Source organism: Rhizobium sp. ARZ01, from assembly GCF_014851675.1.
In the GTDB taxonomy this organism is placed as follows: Bacteria; Pseudomonadota; Alphaproteobacteria; order Rhizobiales; family Rhizobiaceae; genus Mycoplana.
The window spans coordinates 609,647-625,888 of sequence record NZ_JACVAE010000002.1; the positions used below are offsets into that span (position 1 = coordinate 609,647).

The 16,242-nt window shown below is 62.1% G+C and carries 14 protein-coding genes; 7 read left to right on the forward strand and 7 right to left on the reverse strand.

The genetic code is table 11. The features are described 5' to 3' along the window. Positions 1–302: 302 nt before the first annotated feature. The 3 genes from IB238_RS17085 (at position 303) to IB238_RS17095 (ending at position 3,520) form a co-directional block, all read left to right on the forward strand. Positions 303–1,694: a dipeptidase gene (locus IB238_RS17085; protein ID WP_192249449.1), complete on the forward strand. Its 1,392-nt coding sequence runs from the start codon at positions 303–305 to the stop codon at positions 1,692–1,694. Between the two features lie 308 nt (positions 1,695–2,002). Next, positions 2,003–2,953 (forward strand): lysylphosphatidylglycerol synthase domain-containing protein, encoded by a 951-nt coding sequence (locus IB238_RS17090; protein WP_192249452.1) that lies wholly within the window; start codon positions 2,003–2,005, stop codon positions 2,951–2,953. Positions 2,954–3,043: 90 nt separating this feature from the next. After that, the gene (locus tag IB238_RS17095; RefSeq protein WP_192249455.1) at positions 3,044–3,520 is read left to right on the forward strand and encodes a BA14K family protein; all 477 of its coding nucleotides are present in this window, start codon (positions 3,044–3,046) and stop codon (positions 3,518–3,520) included. Positions 3,521–3,603: 83 nt separating this feature from the next. Here IB238_RS17095 and IB238_RS17100 read toward each other — a convergent pair whose 3' ends face one another. Beyond that, positions 3,604–3,816 (reverse strand): hypothetical protein, encoded by a 213-nt coding sequence (locus IB238_RS17100; RefSeq protein ID WP_192249458.1) that lies wholly within the window; start codon positions 3,814–3,816, stop codon positions 3,604–3,606. A 184-nt stretch (positions 3,817–4,000) separates the two neighbouring features. Here IB238_RS17100 and IB238_RS17105 point away from each other — a divergent pair, with 184 nt between their 5' ends. The 3 genes from IB238_RS17105 (at position 4,001) to dnaJ (ending at position 9,765) form a co-directional block, all read left to right on the forward strand. Further along, positions 4,001–6,214: a transglycosylase domain-containing protein gene (locus IB238_RS17105; RefSeq protein ID WP_192249461.1), complete on the forward strand. Its 2,214-nt coding sequence runs from the start codon at positions 4,001–4,003 to the stop codon at positions 6,212–6,214. A gap of 261 nt (positions 6,215–6,475) precedes the next feature. After that, positions 6,476–8,389 (forward strand): molecular chaperone DnaK, encoded by a 1,914-nt coding sequence (gene dnaK / locus IB238_RS17110; RefSeq protein ID WP_192249464.1) that lies wholly within the window; start codon positions 6,476–6,478, stop codon positions 8,387–8,389. Positions 8,390–8,631: 242 nt separating this feature from the next. Next, a complete protein-coding gene (gene dnaJ / locus IB238_RS17115) occupies positions 8,632–9,765 on the forward strand; it encodes a molecular chaperone DnaJ (protein ID WP_192249467.1) in 1,134 nt (377 codons plus the stop codon). Positions 9,766–9,812: 47 nt separating this feature from the next. On the opposite strand, the gene IB238_RS17120 is transcribed toward dnaJ, so the two are convergent. The 3 genes from IB238_RS17120 to IB238_RS17130 form a co-directional block, all read right to left on the reverse strand. Continuing rightward, positions 9,813–10,397, reverse strand: coding sequence for an AAA family ATPase (locus IB238_RS17120; protein ID WP_192249470.1), 585 nt, complete (start codon positions 10,395–10,397; stop codon positions 9,813–9,815). A gap of 135 nt (positions 10,398–10,532) precedes the next feature. Continuing rightward, positions 10,533–11,360, reverse strand: a complete 828-nt coding sequence (locus IB238_RS17125) for an aminoglycoside phosphotransferase family protein (RefSeq protein WP_210333599.1) — start codon at positions 11,358–11,360, stop codon at positions 10,533–10,535. A gap of 4 nt (positions 11,361–11,364) precedes the next feature. Further along, on the reverse strand, positions 11,365–12,045 hold the full coding sequence (locus tag IB238_RS17130; protein ID WP_348648258.1) for an HAD-IA family hydrolase: 681 nt from the start codon (positions 12,043–12,045) through the stop codon (positions 11,365–11,367). A 215-nt stretch (positions 12,046–12,260) separates the two neighbouring features. On the opposite strand from IB238_RS17130, the gene IB238_RS17135 reads away from it, so the two are divergent. Next, the gene (locus tag IB238_RS17135) at positions 12,261–12,506 is read left to right on the forward strand and encodes a hypothetical protein (RefSeq protein ID WP_192249473.1); all 246 of its coding nucleotides are present in this window, start codon (positions 12,261–12,263) and stop codon (positions 12,504–12,506) included. A 60-nt stretch (positions 12,507–12,566) separates the two neighbouring features. Here the strand turns inward: IB238_RS17135 and IB238_RS17140 are convergent, their stop codons facing one another. Genes IB238_RS17140 through oppB form a run of 3 tightly spaced genes read right to left on the reverse strand, consistent with a single transcriptional unit; the run spans position 12,567 to position 16,219 of the window. After that, entirely contained in the window at positions 12,567–14,168 is a 1,602-nt protein-coding gene (locus tag IB238_RS17140) for an ABC transporter ATP-binding protein (protein WP_192249477.1), read from the reverse strand. Between the two features lies 1 nt (position 14,169). Continuing rightward, positions 14,170–15,303, reverse strand: a complete 1,134-nt coding sequence (locus IB238_RS17145; RefSeq protein ID WP_192249480.1) for an ABC transporter permease subunit — start codon at positions 15,301–15,303, stop codon at positions 14,170–14,172. After that, on the reverse strand, positions 15,296–16,219 hold the full coding sequence (gene oppB, locus IB238_RS17150; protein ID WP_192249482.1) for an oligopeptide ABC transporter permease OppB: 924 nt from the start codon (positions 16,217–16,219) through the stop codon (positions 15,296–15,298). Before oppB ends, IB238_RS17145 begins: the two co-directional genes overlap by 8 nt. Positions 16,220–16,242 lie beyond the last annotated feature (23 nt).

Genomic DNA, 16,242 nt, shown 5'->3' on the forward strand with positions numbered 1-16,242 from the left:
GTCATCGGCACCTGATCAAGCCGTGGTCTGGCATCCCGGCCTGTCCCCCGCCGCGCCAGACTATAGGACAAAGGCCTTATCCCCCTCTCCGGGCCTTTGTCCACAATTCGCAAGAGCCGTTGCGGACGAGCCTCCCGTCCGCAACGGCTTTTTCTTGCTCGGGCGACTGTCACTCTCTCCGTAGGATCCAGTGCCGACAGGTGCACCTGACCGCGGGTCGTCCCGGAGCGACAATTCTCCGAAAACCGATTTCGATCCGCAGGAGCATGCGTTAAGGTCCGGCCGCAAGGAAGGATTCGACCATGACCAATCTTCTACCCGTACTCGACCACGCCGCCGCAAACGTTCCCGCAAGCCTCGAGCGCCTGTTCGAGCTCGTCCGCATCAAATCGATATCGACCGATCCGGCCTATAAGGCCGAGGTCCTGCGCGGGGCCGAATGGCTGGTGGCGGAGCTTCGTTCCCTCGGCTTCGATGCGGCCGTGCGCGAGACGCCCGGCCATCCGATGGTGGTCGCCCATCATGACGGAGTATCGCCCGACGCACCGCACGTGCTGTTTTATGGTCACTACGACGTTCAGCCGGTCGACCCGCTCAACCTTTGGGAAAACGATCCGTTCGAGCCCGCAGTGCGCGACATCGCCGGCGGACGCCGGATCATTACCGGTCGCGGCACCTCCGACGACAAGGGCCAATTGATGACCTTCGTCGAGGCCTGCCGCGCCTACAAGGAAACGGTCGGCTCGCTGCCCTGCAAGGTCACGATTCTCTTCGAGGGCGAGGAAGAATCCGGTTCACCTTCGCTCAAGCCCTTCCTCGAGGCCAACGCGGCCGAACTGAAGGCCGACTATGCGCTCGTCTGCGACACCAACATGTGGGACACCGATACGCCGGCGATCTCGGCCGGCCTGCGCGGCCTTGTCGGTGAGGAAATGGTCGTCAAGGCTGCCGACCGCGACCTGCATTCCGGCTATTTCGGCGGTGCCGCCGCAAATCCGCTTCACATTCTTTCCGATATCCTTGCAGGTTTGCACGACGCGGACGGCCGCGTGACGCTCGACGGATTTTACGACGGCGTCGAGGAAACGCCTGAAAACATCAAGGCAACCTGGGAGAAGCTCGGCCAGACGCCCGAAAAGTTCCTGGGCGAGATCGGCCTTTCGAACCCCTCCGGCGAAAAGAACCGCTCGATCCTGGAACTGACCTGGGCGCGGCCGACGGCCGAGGTAAATGGTCTGATCGGTGGCTACACCGGCGAGGGCTTCAAAACCGTGATCGCGGCGGAAGCCACCGCGAAAGTCTCCTTCCGCCTCGTCGGCAAGCAGGATCCGGCAAAAATCCGCGATACATTCCGCGCCTATGTCCGCTCGAAGATCCCGGCCGACTGCTCGGTGACCTTCCACGCGCATGGCGGGTCGCCCGCCATCCAGCTGCCCTATGATTCGCCGCTGCTGAACAAGGCGAAGGACGCTTTGTCCGAAGAATGGCCGAAACCTGCCGTGATGATCGGCATGGGCGGCTCCATCCCGATCGTCGGCGATTTCCAGAAGATGCTGGGCATGGAGTCACTCCTCGTCGGCTTCGGGCTTTCCGACGACCGGATCCACTCACCGAACGAAAAGTACGAGCTGCGCTCCTTCGAGAAGGGCATGCGCTCGTGGATCCGGATTCTGGCGGCTCTCGGCGCGCGCTAGCAGCAGTATCTGCGTTTGCGGGTCGGCAGGGACCCGCAAACGCAACGAAGAGAACATACCGCCTCCCTGCATCGATCACGATTTGATCAACTTGCGCCGCACATTGATGACGCATCATTGTCCTGATTGCCCGACAATGATTAACTTCGATTCCGTCAAACAGGACGCCGAAGGGCAAATCCGCAGGGCTCGCTTCGCAGGAGAGGGCGACGGCAGGAAATGAACCGCATGAATGCTATTCCGGAAATTCTGCCACGACCAGGCCCTGACGCTGCGGGCCGAGGCACTCGCCAACGGTCGCCGGACACATGAAACTGAGCAAGCTCTTCTGGCCGGTCGTCGGCGCCGCCGCGATCGTCTTTTCCGTCTGGATCCTCTACCACGATCTCAAAGGGCTTTCCTACTACGAGTTTCGGGACAGCCTGCTGGCGATCCCGCCATCCGGCTGGCTGCTCGCGGCGGCGGCAACCATTGCCGCCTATGCTGCGCTTGCGGCCTACGACCACCTGGCGCTCGAGCACCTAGGCCACCGCATCTCGCTCTGGTTCATCACCGTTGCGTCATTCACGGCCTATGCGCTGGCGCACAATATCGGGGCGTCCGTGTTTTCAGGAGCGGTGGTGCGGTATCGCGCCTATTCCTCCAAGGGCCTGTCGGCAAGCGAGGTGGGCGTGCTCGTTGCCTTCTGCTCCTTCACCTTTGCGCTCGGCACGGCGGTGCTGTTCGGCCTTGTCCTGATCATCGAACCGGAAATCATCGAACGCTTCGCGGCGTTCCTGCCGATCGAAGCGGCCTTCTCAACCGGCGTACTCATCCTTTTCCTTGTTGCCCTCTACATCATCGGCAGCCTTGTCGGGTTCCGGCCGATCCATACGCGCTGGCTGCACCTGGAGTATCCCCGCCCCTCCGTCGCCGTACGACAGCTGCTGATCGCGCCGGTCGAACTGCTGGCCGCCGCTGCGATCATCTATTTCGTGCTGCCGGCAGAGGGTAATCCCGGCTACCTGGTGGTGCTAGGAATCTTCCTTGCGTCGTTCTCCGCAGCACTCTTGTCCCACGCCCCCGGCGGGATCGGCGTCCTTGAACTCATCTTCATAGCCGCCCTCCCCGAACTCGAGCCGGTCGATGTCCTCGCAGCGCTCGCAGTCTTCCGCGTCTTCTATCTCATCATTCCCTTCGTTTTGGGACTGGGAGCCGTGTTCGTGTTCGAACACGCGCGTTACACCCAGATGAGAGCCAAGGAGGACGATCGGGCATGAGGTGGGTCGGTTCATCCCCCATTCAGCCGGCTTATTTCATAACGCGTTTAATCGCTGTTCTGAGAAGTCAGTCTTTTTGGAGTTGAAGATATGGGAAAGATCGTCACGGGCCTCATGGCGGCCGTCTTGTCTGCGGCCACGCTTGCGACCGCCCTCGTTCCAATTCAGGCAAGTGCCATGCCCCGCGCTGGCGCGACCGTTGCGACCGACGTAGAGAACGTGGACTACTATATCCGGCGTGGCTATCGCGACGGCCCACGCTACTACGGCGACGGCCGCTACGATCGCGGTCGCCACGGCTACTATCGCGGATATCGCGGCTATCCCTATTATCGCGACGGCTATCGCCGCTATGACGACGGCTACTGGTATCCGTTGGCTGCCTTCACAGCCGGCGCCATCATCGGCGGCGCGGTGGCCAGCCAGCCGCGCTATTACAACGAAGGCGGCGTCAACCCACGGCACTTCGATTGGTGCGCCGGGCGCTACCGGTCCTACCGGGCCTACGATAACACGTTCCAGCCCTATTACGGGCCGCGACAACAGTGCCTGTCACCGTACTACTGATGAAATTACAAAGGGCGGCCTCGAGCCGCCCTTTCTTCTCCCGGCGCCGCGTAAGCCGCCCGGTGGTATAGGTATGTGCACAGCTATTCCGCGGCCTTCTCTTCCACCACAACCTTGTCCTGCTTCTTCAACAGAACGATCTCATCGGAAGGAACCGGTGCATTTTCGGAAATGCTGGCGGTAGTTGTCATCTTGTCGACATTCGCCTTGGCATTGGTCTGGTGATAGGCGCAGTCGGCAAACGCCACGGGGGCGGACAGGGTGAGGGCAGCTGCAATTACGAGGATGCGCTTCATGATCGTCTCCTTGGTCGTTGCGGCGGCAAGAATAGTCATTGGGCGGCGAAAGCGGAAATCACGATTGCGCGCGCCAGCCGGGAAAGGCCGCAACCGTCGCGTTAAGCCGTCCTTAACCACCCCTTAAATCGCCGCATTTACAGTTCACCCGACCACAATCAGAAGAAGGCGAATTTCTCCCAGCATGGCAAGTCGGCGCAAATCACAGCGGATCGAGCCCTCGTTCGACAACGAGGACGATTATGACGACGATGATTTGCGCATCGACGAGGAGGATCGCGTGACAAGGACTGCAACGCGCAAGGCGAAGCCGGCCAAGCGGAACGCCGCACCTGCGCGACGCAGGAAGAGGTCCGGCACCCGTCGCTCCCAGAGCGGTGGTTTTCTAGGCGCCGTCCGCTTTCTCGCCTATTGGTGCATTGTACTGGGCATCTGGGGCGGCATGGGTGTCGGCGCACTCGTGCTTTACTACGGCGCGCAGATGCCGAGCGCAAAAAGCTGGTCGATCCCGGCACGGCCGCCAAATGTGAAGATCGTGGCGCGTGATGGGAGCCCCATCGCCAACCGCGGCACCACGGGCGGCGAGGCCCTGTCGCTCGAACAGATGTCACCTTACATTCCGCAGGCGGTGATCGCGATCGAAGACCGGCGGTTCTATTCTCACTTCGGCATAGATCCGCTCGGCCTTGCCCGCGCGATGGTGACCAACCTCACCACCGGGCGCATGGTTCAGGGTGGCTCGACACTCACCCAGCAGCTTGCGAAGAACCTGTTCCTGTCTCCCGAGCGCACGCTTGAACGCAAGGTCCAGGAAGTGCTGCTCTCCTTCTGGCTCGAGCACAAGTACACGAAGGACGAGATCCTTGCGATGTACCTGAACCGGGTCTTCTTTGGCTCCAACGCCTATGGCGTCGAAGCGGCGTCCCGACGCTATTTCAACAAATCCGCTCGCGACGTGAACCTTGGCGAAGCAGCGATGCTTGCCGGACTCTTGAAGGCGCCCTCCCGCCTCTCACCCGCGCGCGATCCCGAAGCCGCCGAAGCGCGGGCCCAGGTCGTGCTCGGCACAATGCGCGAAGCCGGCTTCGTCACCGACCGGGAAATCACCACCGCCATGTCCCAGGCTCCGACGCGGGCGAAGAGCTACTGGTCGGGTGCCGAGCATTACGCAGCCGACCTTGTCATGGACCAGGTGCCGAAACTCGTCGGCGATATTACGGAAGACCTCGTGGTTGAGACCACGATCGATCTCGACCTCGAGAAGAAGGCGGACGAGGCGATCACCGCCATCATCGATGCCGAAGGTGACAAACTCAATGCCTCCCAGGCCGCGCTTGTTTCGATCGACGGTAGCGGCGCGATCCGGGCCCTTGTCGGCGGCCGAGACTACGCCACCAGCCAGTTTGACCGCGCCTCCAAGGCAAAGCGCCAGCCGGGATCGGCCTTCAAGCCATTCGTTTTTGCGGCAGCGCTTGAAGCTGGCCGCTCGCCTCTCTCGGTACGTAACGATGCGCCGGTCAAGATCGGCAAGTGGACCCCGGAGAACTACGACCAGAAGTATCGCGGCGAGGTCACGCTCAGTTCGGCGCTCGCCAACTCGCTGAATACGATTGCGGCACAGCTCGTGATGGAAGTGGGGCCGGACCAGGTGATCAAGCTGGCGCACCGGCTCGGCATCGAATCCGAGATGCAGGCGAACGCCTCGATTGCGCTCGGAACGTCAGAGGTGACGCTCGTCGAGTTGACCTCCGCCTATGCCCCCTTCATGAACGGCGGCTACAAGGCGACGCCGCACATCATCCGCCGTATCTCGACTGCGGCCGGAAACGTGCTTTACGAGAACACCTATGACAACCCGCCGCGCGTTCTCGAGCCGGAAATCGTCGCGATGATGAATGGCATGCTGATGCGGGTGATCACCGAAGGCACCGGCAAGAACGCCAAGCTGCCGGGTTGGCAACCGGCTGGCAAGTCCGGCACGACCCAGTCCTTCCGCGACGCGCTCTTCGTCGGCTACACGAGCAACCTGACGACCGGTGTCTGGTTCGGCAACGACGACGGCATGTCCATGAAGAAGGTGACGGGCGGCGGCCTGCCGGCCAAGGCCTGGAGCCGGTTCATGGTCGCGGCGCACGAGGGCCTGTCGCCTTCGCCGCTCTTCGGCACGACGGGCGGCGACCTTCCGGTCGTTCAGGCCGAGCCCGCCCCTGCCCCCGACGAGCCGGACACGCTCGCAGAGATGGTGGCGCGCGCTCTGGGAACGAGCACGCGAGGTGCCGGGGCCGAGACGCAAGCGCCGGAGAATGATGGCGGTCTACCGGTGCCGCCGGCGGATGTCGGCCAGCAGCCACCGGCGAAGCGGCGCTCCACCCTGCTCGATGTCCTGATCGGCGGCTGATTGGTGACAGTGTATGCCATGCAGCCTTGACGGAGGTGTAGCGCCCTCCCACATTCGTTCTGTGGCGGCAATTTGCGGATGTCTCAGCCTTCTGATCGCGCGACTTTTCGGGAAGATTGACGCCTTGCAGTCACCTAGACTGATCCTTATATAGCCGGAAGCCGCGGCTTTCGTCGCGAATTTCTGCAATACCATCCCACTAGGGACTGCCAAACGAATGCCTGATTGGGTTCTGGCAGTTCGCTTCAAGGAGAGAATGACATGGCAAAAGTAATCGGTATCGACCTCGGAACGACAAACTCCTGCGTCTCCGTCATGGATGGCAAAGACGCAAAAGTCATTGAGAACGCCGAAGGCGCGCGCACCACGCCCTCGATGGTCGCCTTCACGGACGACGGCGAGCGCCTCGTCGGGCAGCCGGCCAAGCGCCAGGCAGTGACGAACCCGGAAAACACCCTCTTTGCGATCAAGCGCCTGATCGGCCGCACCTTCGACGATCCGACGACGCAGAAGGACAAGGGCATGGTGCCCTACAAGATCGTCAAGGCTTCCAATGGCGACGCCTGGGTCGAAGCCCACGGGACGGACTATTCCCCGTCGCAGATCTCCGCCATGATCCTGCAGAAGATGAAGGAAACAGCTGAATCCTATCTCGGCGAGAGAGTCGAAAAGGCAGTCATCACTGTTCCCGCCTACTTCAACGACGCCCAGCGCCAGGCCACCAAGGACGCCGGCAAGATCGCCGGTCTCGAAGTGCTGCGCATCATCAACGAGCCGACCGCGGCCGCCCTTGCCTATGGCCTCGACAAGAAGGATGGCAAGACGATCGCCGTCTATGACCTTGGCGGCGGCACGTTCGATATCTCGGTTCTCGAAATCGGCGACGGCGTGTTCGAGGTGAAGTCGACCAACGGCGACACCTTCCTCGGCGGTGAAGACTTCGACATGCGCCTCGTCGAGTACCTGGCCGACGAATTCAAGAAGGATCAGGGCATCGACCTGAAGAACGACAAGCTGGCACTGCAGCGTCTGAAGGAAGCTGCTGAAAAGGCGAAGATCGAGCTGTCCTCCTCGCAGCAGACCGAAATCAACCTGCCGTTCATCACCGCTGACGCGTCGGGCCCGAAGCACCTGACGATGAAGCTGACGCGCGCCAAGTTCGAAGCACTGGTCGACGATCTGATCCAGCGCACGATGGCGCCCTGCAAGGCAGCCCTCAAGGACGCCGGCGTCTCGGCTGCCGAGATCGACGAAGTCGTTCTCGTCGGCGGCATGACCCGCATGCCGAAGGTGCAGGAAGTCGTCAAGCAGCTGTTCGGCAAGGAGCCGCACAAGGGCGTCAACCCGGATGAAGTGGTCGCCATGGGTGCCGCGATCCAGGCCGGCGTCCTGCAGGGCGACGTCAAGGACGTCCTGCTTCTCGACGTGACCCCGCTGTCTCTCGGCATCGAAACGCTTGGCGGTGTCTTCACCCGTCTGATCGAACGCAACACGACGATCCCGACGAAGAAGAGCCAGACCTTCTCGACCGCCGAAGACAATCAGTCGGCCGTGACGATCCGCGTCTCCCAGGGCGAACGCGAGATGGCTGCGGACAACAAGCTGCTCGGCCAGTTCGACCTCGTCGGTATCCCGCCGGCGCCGCGCGGCATGCCGCAGATCGAAGTGACCTTCGACATCGACGCCAACGGCATCGTGCAGGTCTCGGCCAAGGACAAGGGCACCGGCAAGGAGCACCAGATCCGCATCCAGGCCTCCGGCGGTCTGTCCGATGCCGACATCGAGAAGATGGTCAAGGACGCCGAAGCCAACGCAGAGACCGACAAGAAGCGCCGCGAGGCTGTCGAAGCCAAGAACCAGGCCGAAAGCCTGATTCACTCCACCGAGAAGTCGGTCAAGGAGTATGGTGACAAGGTTTCGGCCGATGACCGCAAGGCCATCGAGGATGCGATTGCGGCTCTGAAGACCGCAGTCGAGGCTTCCGAGCCCGATGCCGAGGACATCAAGGCCAAGACCAACACGCTGATGGAAGTCTCCATGAAGCTCGGTCAGGCGATCTACGAGGCCCAGCAGGCGGAAGGCGGCGAGCCTTCGGGTGAGGCAGGCGACAACGTCGTCGATGCCGACTACGAGGAAGTCAAGGACGACGACGACCGCAAGCGGTCGGCCTCGTAACAGCACAAGCTCCCGGCCGCGCGCTGCGCGGCCGGGCTTTCCGGTGCAACAGAGGCGGAAGACGAACGAAGGACAAGTCCATGATGCTTTCGGTTCACTGCGGTGACGATATCATGGTTTCCTCTGCCCTCCGGTCATCCACTATCTTGCCTTTTCGCCGTGAAGCCGGATACACCAAGAACGGCTGGCATTTCCCCTTTCAACGAACGAGACACCGTCCATGAGACGGGTGCGGCAGTGATATGGCTAAGACTGACTTCTATGAAACGCTGGGTGTGGCCAAGGGCGCCGACGAGAAGGAACTGAAGAGCGCCTTCCGCAAAATGGCAATGAAGTATCATCCCGACAAGAATCCGGGTGATGCCGCGGCTGAGGTTAAATTCAAGGAAGTCAATGAAGCCTACGAGATCCTCAAGGATCCACAGAAGCGCGCCGCTTACGACCGCTATGGCCACGCCGCCTTCGAGCAGGGCGGCATGGGCAGCGGTGGCTTCGGCGGCGGCGGTTTCGGCGCGGGTGGCTTCTCCGACATTTTCGAAGACATCTTCGGCGAGATGATGGGCGGCGGCCGCCAGCGGCGCTCCTCGGGTGGGCGCGAACGCGGCGCCGACCTGCGCTACAACATGGAAATCTCTCTGGAAGAGGCTTTTTCCGGCAAGACCGCACAGATCCGTGTGCCGACGTCGATCACCTGCGACGTCTGCACCGGCTCCGGCGCCAAGCCCGGTTCCAAGCCGCAGACCTGCGGCACCTGCCAGGGCGCGGGCCGCGTCCGCGCAGCACAGGGCTTCTTCTCGATCGAACGGACCTGTCCGACCTGTCAGGGTCGCGGCACGGTCATCCCGGACCCCTGCACCAAGTGCCATGGCCATGGCCGTGTGACCGAGGAGCGCTCGCTCTCCGTCAACATCCCTTCGGGCATCGAGGATGGCACGCGTATTCGCCTTGCCGGCGAAGGCGAGGCTGGCGTGCGTGGTGGACCGGCCGGCGACCTCTACATCTTCCTGTCGGTCAAGCCGCACGAGTTCTTCCAGCGCGACAGCGCAGACCTGCATTGCAGCGTTCCGATCTCGATTACCACGGCAGCGCTCGGTGGCACCTTCGACGTCTCCACGCTGGATGGCACCAAGTCGCGTGTCAGCGTTCCCGAAGGCACGCAGAACGGCCGGCAATTCCGCCTGAAGGGCAAGGGCATGCCGGTGTTGCGCTCAACCCAGGTTGGCGATCTCTATATCCAGATCCAGATCGAGACCCCGCAGAAGCTGACCAAGCGGCAGCGCGAACTGCTCAAGGAGTTCGAGGAAATCTCCTCGAAGGAGAACAACCCGGAATCGGCCGGGTTTTTCGCCCGGATGAAGGAGTTCTTCGAGGGCTGAAACCAGCGCATCCGGCAGATACGATGCCCGGGGCGACCCGGGCATTTTCATTTCGAGCATGACGCTTGCGGTTGTGCCACCTGTGACAGGACGAACGCTACGCGGCGCTCCAGATCGGCTTTCGGCAACTCGATCGTCCTGTATCCGAGCCTTGCGAAGGTCGAAAGCGAAGCCTCGAATTGCAGAACAGCGTCCTCGAAAGAGTGCTTGCGTTCGCTGTCGCCGACGAAGATCTCCTGCCAGGGTGGCGTCAGGAACACGGACGAATGATACCGGCACTGCCATGCCGCCCGTTCGATATGGGCTGGGACAGCCTGTCCCACATACTCGAAGAAGGCGACCGCATCGATGACGCCGCGATCGAAGAAGACCATGCCTTCGCTGCTAGACGCTGCTCCCAGCTGCTGCATGGCACGGGAAACGCAAAGTTCGGCAAAGAGCGGGGCGTCACACCACGGAAGCCCCGGGCCATCGATGAGATGCTGCTCCCGGACGATCTGCCGGCCCGGTTCCTCGAAGACAGTAAAGCCGCGCCGTTTCAAGGCGCCGAGCAGTGTCGACTTCCCGCCGCCCGAACAACCGGACAGAAGAATGAAGCGCTCGGCGCCGAGATGACCGTTTTCTTCGTGCATGACCAATCCTCATGGTGACAGCGCCGGTCGCAGTTGCGCCGCCGGCGATTTTGGGAATGTCGGGAGATTGACGGGAGCGAGTTCAACCCCTTGCCCGAATGCGCCACAGGCGCGGGCTATAGTCAATCACAGCCTTCAGCGATCGAGATCGGCGGCGGCGAGTTCAGCGATACGAAGGTCGATATCGGCCGCCATATCGTCGTCCAGGTACCAGACAGCCGAAAGGCCGGACCAGGCGAGGATCCACTGTAGCAACCGGCGTCGCTCAAGTCCCGCTTCGGCGCACACGATTTCGAGGCGCCGTTCGAACCGCTCAGGGCGAGTGGCTACAGCAATCGACGGGTCGGCGAGATCCGGATTGCAGAAGATGTTGGCGTAATCGAAGTAACGTTCGCCGCGAAGCCGCTTCGGATCAATTGCGAGCCAGCCGCGATCCCCGAAATCGAGGAAATTGTCGTGGTGCACATCGCCGTGCAAGACAACGATATCGCGCTGGCCGGCAAGGAGCGTCCGAACGACTTCGGCGGAACGACGCAGGACGCCACCATAGGCGGCGGCCCCCGGCTCGAGGGCCTCGAACCATCGCGACAATGGGATCAATTCCGGCAGTGGCTTGTCGCGCGGCGCGTGCAGCCTTGCGACCGAAGAGCAGAGGATGCGTGTCGCCTCGTCGTCGCGCTCGCTTCGGGCATAGGCGGAAAGCGATCGCATACCTTCGGCACGCTCCAACAGCAGGCCATCGCCGTCATGTGCGTAGACCCGCGCCGCGCCTTCCCCATCCCACCAGGCCATGAGCCGGCCGCCGTACCGTTCCTCGGTCTCGGTCGCTACCTTCAGCATCGCCGGATGACCCTGCCATCGCACCGGCAGCAGATGGCTGCTCGGCGTAACCAGCGCCTCGCCATCCAGCGTCAACGCCCAGCGTTCGACAAAGGGTTGGAGGGCGGGGTCGATCGTCGGCAACTCCTCAGGCAGCAGCGATGCGCCTCAGCGACAGCATGCCATCGACATCCGAATTCGCGTGGAGATCGTCATAGGCCATAATCCTTGGATGCTGCGTCTTCGGACCGTGTCCATGCGTTGCCGCCACGACCACCACGCTCGCACCGGCGCCCTCGCCGGCCTGAACGCCTGCCTCGACGTCCTCAAACACCAGACACTGGCCGGCGTCGACCCCAAGGCGGGCCGCTCCCAGCAGGTAGCCCTCAGGTGAGGGCTTGCCGATCTTGACGTCCTCGGCAGTGACCATGACCTTCGGGATCGGGATGCCGGCGGCCGCAAGGCGGCGGTGTGCGAGGGCAATCGGGGCCGATGTGACGATCGCCCAGCGCTCCCTGGGCAAGGCCGACAGGAATGCGATGGCACCGGGAATGGCGACTACGCCGTCCACATCGGCTATTTCGCCCTTCTCAATTTCGAGGGCTTCGGCGATGGGATCCACACAGGGCAGGTTGAGCGCGCGGATCGTATCGATACCGCGCTTGCCATGCATCGTCGGCAGGAAGCTGTCGGCATCCAGTCCGTGGCGGCGAGCCCAATTGCCCCATACGCGCTCGGTGGAAGCCGTCGAGTCGAGAAGGGTGCCGTCCATGTCGAACAGGAAAGCAGCAAAGGTCTTGCCGAACACTGGAGAGGAATGCGCGTCCACGTTTCTGATCCGTTTCCGAAATGCGCGCCAGCCGCGGCGCTCGTATACTTCGCTTAGCTTCCGATCGGGTCACGCGCAACCAATATTGGCTGTCGACACGCTGTTGCGAGACGGAAGACAGTCCATCAACGTGCAGGCTATGGCGCAGCAGCGACGAGAACATTATCTTCGCTTGTGAGGCTTTGGTTCTCTTCCAAACTGGCGGAGGGGATGAAATGAAATACGCATCGACCGTCATTGCGACACTCGCAGTCCTCCTGGCGGTGGGCGTCGCGCGCGCCGACTCTCCCGATGACAACGAAGGTCAATCCTACGATTTACCGACGATCGTCCATGGCAAGACGAGCATGCAGCAAGCAATGCAGTCCGGCTCCACCTTCAGCTTCAAGCTGTTCCAGGTCGATGAGCCGCAGAAGCAACAGCCCTATTCCTACCCGGAGCCCAGCTTCAATCACCGGTGAAATGATGCGAAATCCATTGCGACCGTCCGGAAAGGTCCGCCGGTCGCAATGGATTTCATTTCAGATGTTGAAGGCCGCCCCGATCAGCGCCTTGGTGTAGGCGTCCCGCGGCGCGTCGAAGATCGCTCCGGTGTCCCCTTCCTCCACAATGCGGCCGTCCTTCATGACGATCACATAGTCCGACATCGCCTTCACCACCGAAAGATCGTGGCTGATGAAAATGTAGGAGAGCTTGTGGCTGTTCTGCAGTGTCCGCAGAAGGTCGATCACCTGGCCCTGAACCGATCGGTCAAGAGCGGACGTCGGCTCGTCGAGGATCACCAGATGGGGTTTGAGGATCATCGCCCGGGCGATCGCGATGCGCTGGCGCTGTCCGCCTGAAAACTCGTGCGGATAGCGATTGCGCGCGTCGGGATCAAGGTCGACCTCGCTGAGTGCAGCGACTGCGCGACGGTCCCGATCGGCCTTGCTGAGGCTCGGCTCATGCACGAACAGCCCCTCGGTGATGATCTCCCCGACCGTCTGGCGCGGCGAGAGGGAGCCGTAGGGATCCTGGAACACGAGCTGCATCTCCTTGCGCAGCGGCCGCATCCGTGCGCGGTCGAAGCCGGAAATGTCGGTCGAGCCGAAGCGATAGTAGCCCGCGCCGGGGATCAGCCGCAAAAGCGCACGGCCCAGCGTCGATTTTCCCGAGCCCGACTCGCCGACGATGCCGATCGTCTGACCCTCGCGCAGCCGTACCGTGACACGATCCACGGCCCGGAAGATGGAGGAGCGAGCGGAGAAAAGCCCACCGCCGATCTTGTAGTCCACGGTGACGTCGCGGCCTTCCAGTACGATTGGTGCCGTGTCTGCGGGCGGTGACTTGCGACCGCGCGGCTCGGCCGCAAGCAGCATCTTCGTATAGTCGGACGTCGGTTGCTCGAAGATCGTCGCCGTCTCGCCCTGCTCTACCACCTCGCCGCGTCGCATTACCGCGACCCGCTCGGCAAAATGCCGGACGATGCCGAGATCGTGGGTGATCAGCACGATCGCCATGCCAAAGCGCTGCTGCAACATGCGCAGGAGTGAAAGAATCTGCGCCTGGATGGTGACGTCCAGCGCAGTCGTCGGCTCGTCCGCGATCAGGATATCAGGCTCGTTCGCCAAGGCCATGGCGATCATCACGCGCTGGCGCTGGCCACCCGAGAGCTCGTGCGGATAGCTGTCGATCCGCCGGCCGGGCTCGGGAATGCCGACCAGTTCGAGGAGTTCCAGCACGCGTTTTCGCGCGTCCTTGTAGCTGACGCCGCGGTGGTGGACCATGGGTTCGGCAATCTGCCGGCCGATCGGGTAGAGCGGATCGAGCGAGGTCATCGGCTCCTGGAAGATCATGGTGATCTTGGCGCCGCGGACCTTGTTCAGCTCTGCCGATGGCAGACCGATCAGTTCCCTGCCGCGATACTTGGCCGACCCGCTGACCGCGCCGTTATTGGCGAGCAGGCCCATGATGCCCATCATGGTCTGGCTCTTGCCGGAGCCGGATTCACCCACGACCGCAAGCGTCTCGCCGGCGCGGACGTCCAGGCTGATGCCCTTGACCGCGTTGACGATACCGTCGGGCGTGGTGAAGTTCACCTTCAGGTCACTGATCGCGAGAATGGTTTCGTTTCTGTCTGCCATCTTAGCGGTCCTTCGGGTCGAGCGCGTCACGCAATCCGTCACCGACGAAGTTCAGCGAGAACAGCGTCGCGACGAAGAAGATCGACGGGAAGATCAGTAGCCATGGCGCCGATTGGATGTTGTTGGCGCCTTCCGAGATCAATGCGCCCCAGCTGGTCAACGGCGCCTGAACGCCGAGGCCGAGGAAGGAGAGGAAGCTCTCCAGCAGGATCACCTTGGGCACGACGACCGTGACGAAGACGATGACCGGGCCGATCGTGTTGGGAATGATATGGCGACGGATGATCTGCCAGTCGGTCAGCCCCAGCGCCTGGGCGGCGCCGACGAATTCACGCCGTTTCAATGCCAGCGTCTGGCCGCGCACGATACGGGCCATGTCGAGCCATTCCACCGCGCCGATCACCAAAAAGATCAGGATGAAGCTGCGGCCGAAGAAGACCACCAGCACCACGACGAGGAAGACGAAGGGCAGCGAATAGAGGATCTCGACGAAACGCATCATGACGTTGTCGACACGCCCGCCGATGTAGCCTGAGGTGGCACCATAGGTCACGCCGATGCCAAGCGAGACAAGGCTCGCCAGGAGTCCGACGGCGATGGATATCTGGCCTCCGAGCATGACGCGAACGAGCTGGTCGCGACCATTCGGGTCGGTACCGAACGGGAAATAGTCCCGGTTGACCTGACCGGTCAGCTTCAAGGTACGCCCCTCGTTCTCCGACGACTCAATCTTCGTGTCGCGGAACTCGTTGGCCCGGTCGAAGTAACGGGTCGCACGCGGATCGATCGGGTCGTCGGCGCTGATGGTCGCTGTGAACGTCTGACCGTCCACGGCAAATCTGTCGAGCTTCACCCGGGCGCGCGAAGCTACGCCTTCGATCGCCTCCTGAAGCGTCGAGGCATCCGGCCGCGGTTGCAGGCTCGGCGGGACCGTCACATAGGAAGGAAACACCTGGTCGTAGGCGTGGGGCACGAACAGCGGCCCCAGGAACGAGAACATGGCGATTAGCAGCAGCATCACGCAGCCGGCCATCGCCGCCTTGTTGCGGCGGAAGCGGATGAGAGCGAGCTGGAACAGGCTCCGGCTGACCGTCTTCGGCGCCTCATGCATCGGATTTACGGCAATGTCAGTCATGGCGAACCCTCGGATCGAGAAGGCCGTAGAGGATATCGACCAGCAGGTTGAAGACGATGACGAAGATGGCAACGAGGATCACCGTGCCCATCACCAGCGTATAGTCGCGGTTGATCGCACCCAGCACGAAGTATCGGCCGACGCCGGGAATGGTGAATATCGTCTCGACCACGGCCGAACCAGTGAGAAGGGCTGCGGCACAGGGCGCGAGATAGGACACGACCGGCAGGAGCGCCCCACGCATGGCGTGTGTCACGACAACAACGCGCGACGGCAGGCCATAGGCCTTTGCTGTACGAATATGATCGGCGTGCAGCGCCTCGATCATCGAACCTCGGGTCAGGCGTGCGAAGACCGCAAGCTGTGGCAGCGCCAACGCGATCATCGGCAGGATTAGAAAGCGCAGCGAACCATCTCCCCAACCGCCGGCCGGCAACCACGACAGCACGATCGCGAAGATCAGCGTCAGAACCGGACCGACGACAAAGTTCGGCACGGTCGTCCCGATTGTGGCCAACGACATGATGGAAAAGTCGAGCGCACTGTTCTGCCGCAACGCCGCAACCGTGCCCATCAGGACGCCGCCCGCAAGCGCAAGCAGCAGCGCATAGAAGCCAAGTTCCATCGAATAGGGCAGGCCCTTGCCGATGAGTTCGGCAACCGTGTTGTCCTTGTAGATGTAACTCGGGCCGAAATCGCCTTTGACCGCATTGCCGAGATAGTGGGCGTATTGGCGCCAGAGCGGCTGGTCGAGCTGATAGGTCCGCATCAGGTTCTCCATTGTCGTTGGAGGCAGCGGACGCTCGAGATTGAAAGGCCCACCAGGGGCAAACCGCATCAGAAAGAAGGAAATGGTGACGACAATAAAAAGCGTCGGCACCGCGCTCGCCAAGCGGCGCAAAACAAAGGACATCATGCCCGTACTCCTGCGAAACGGCG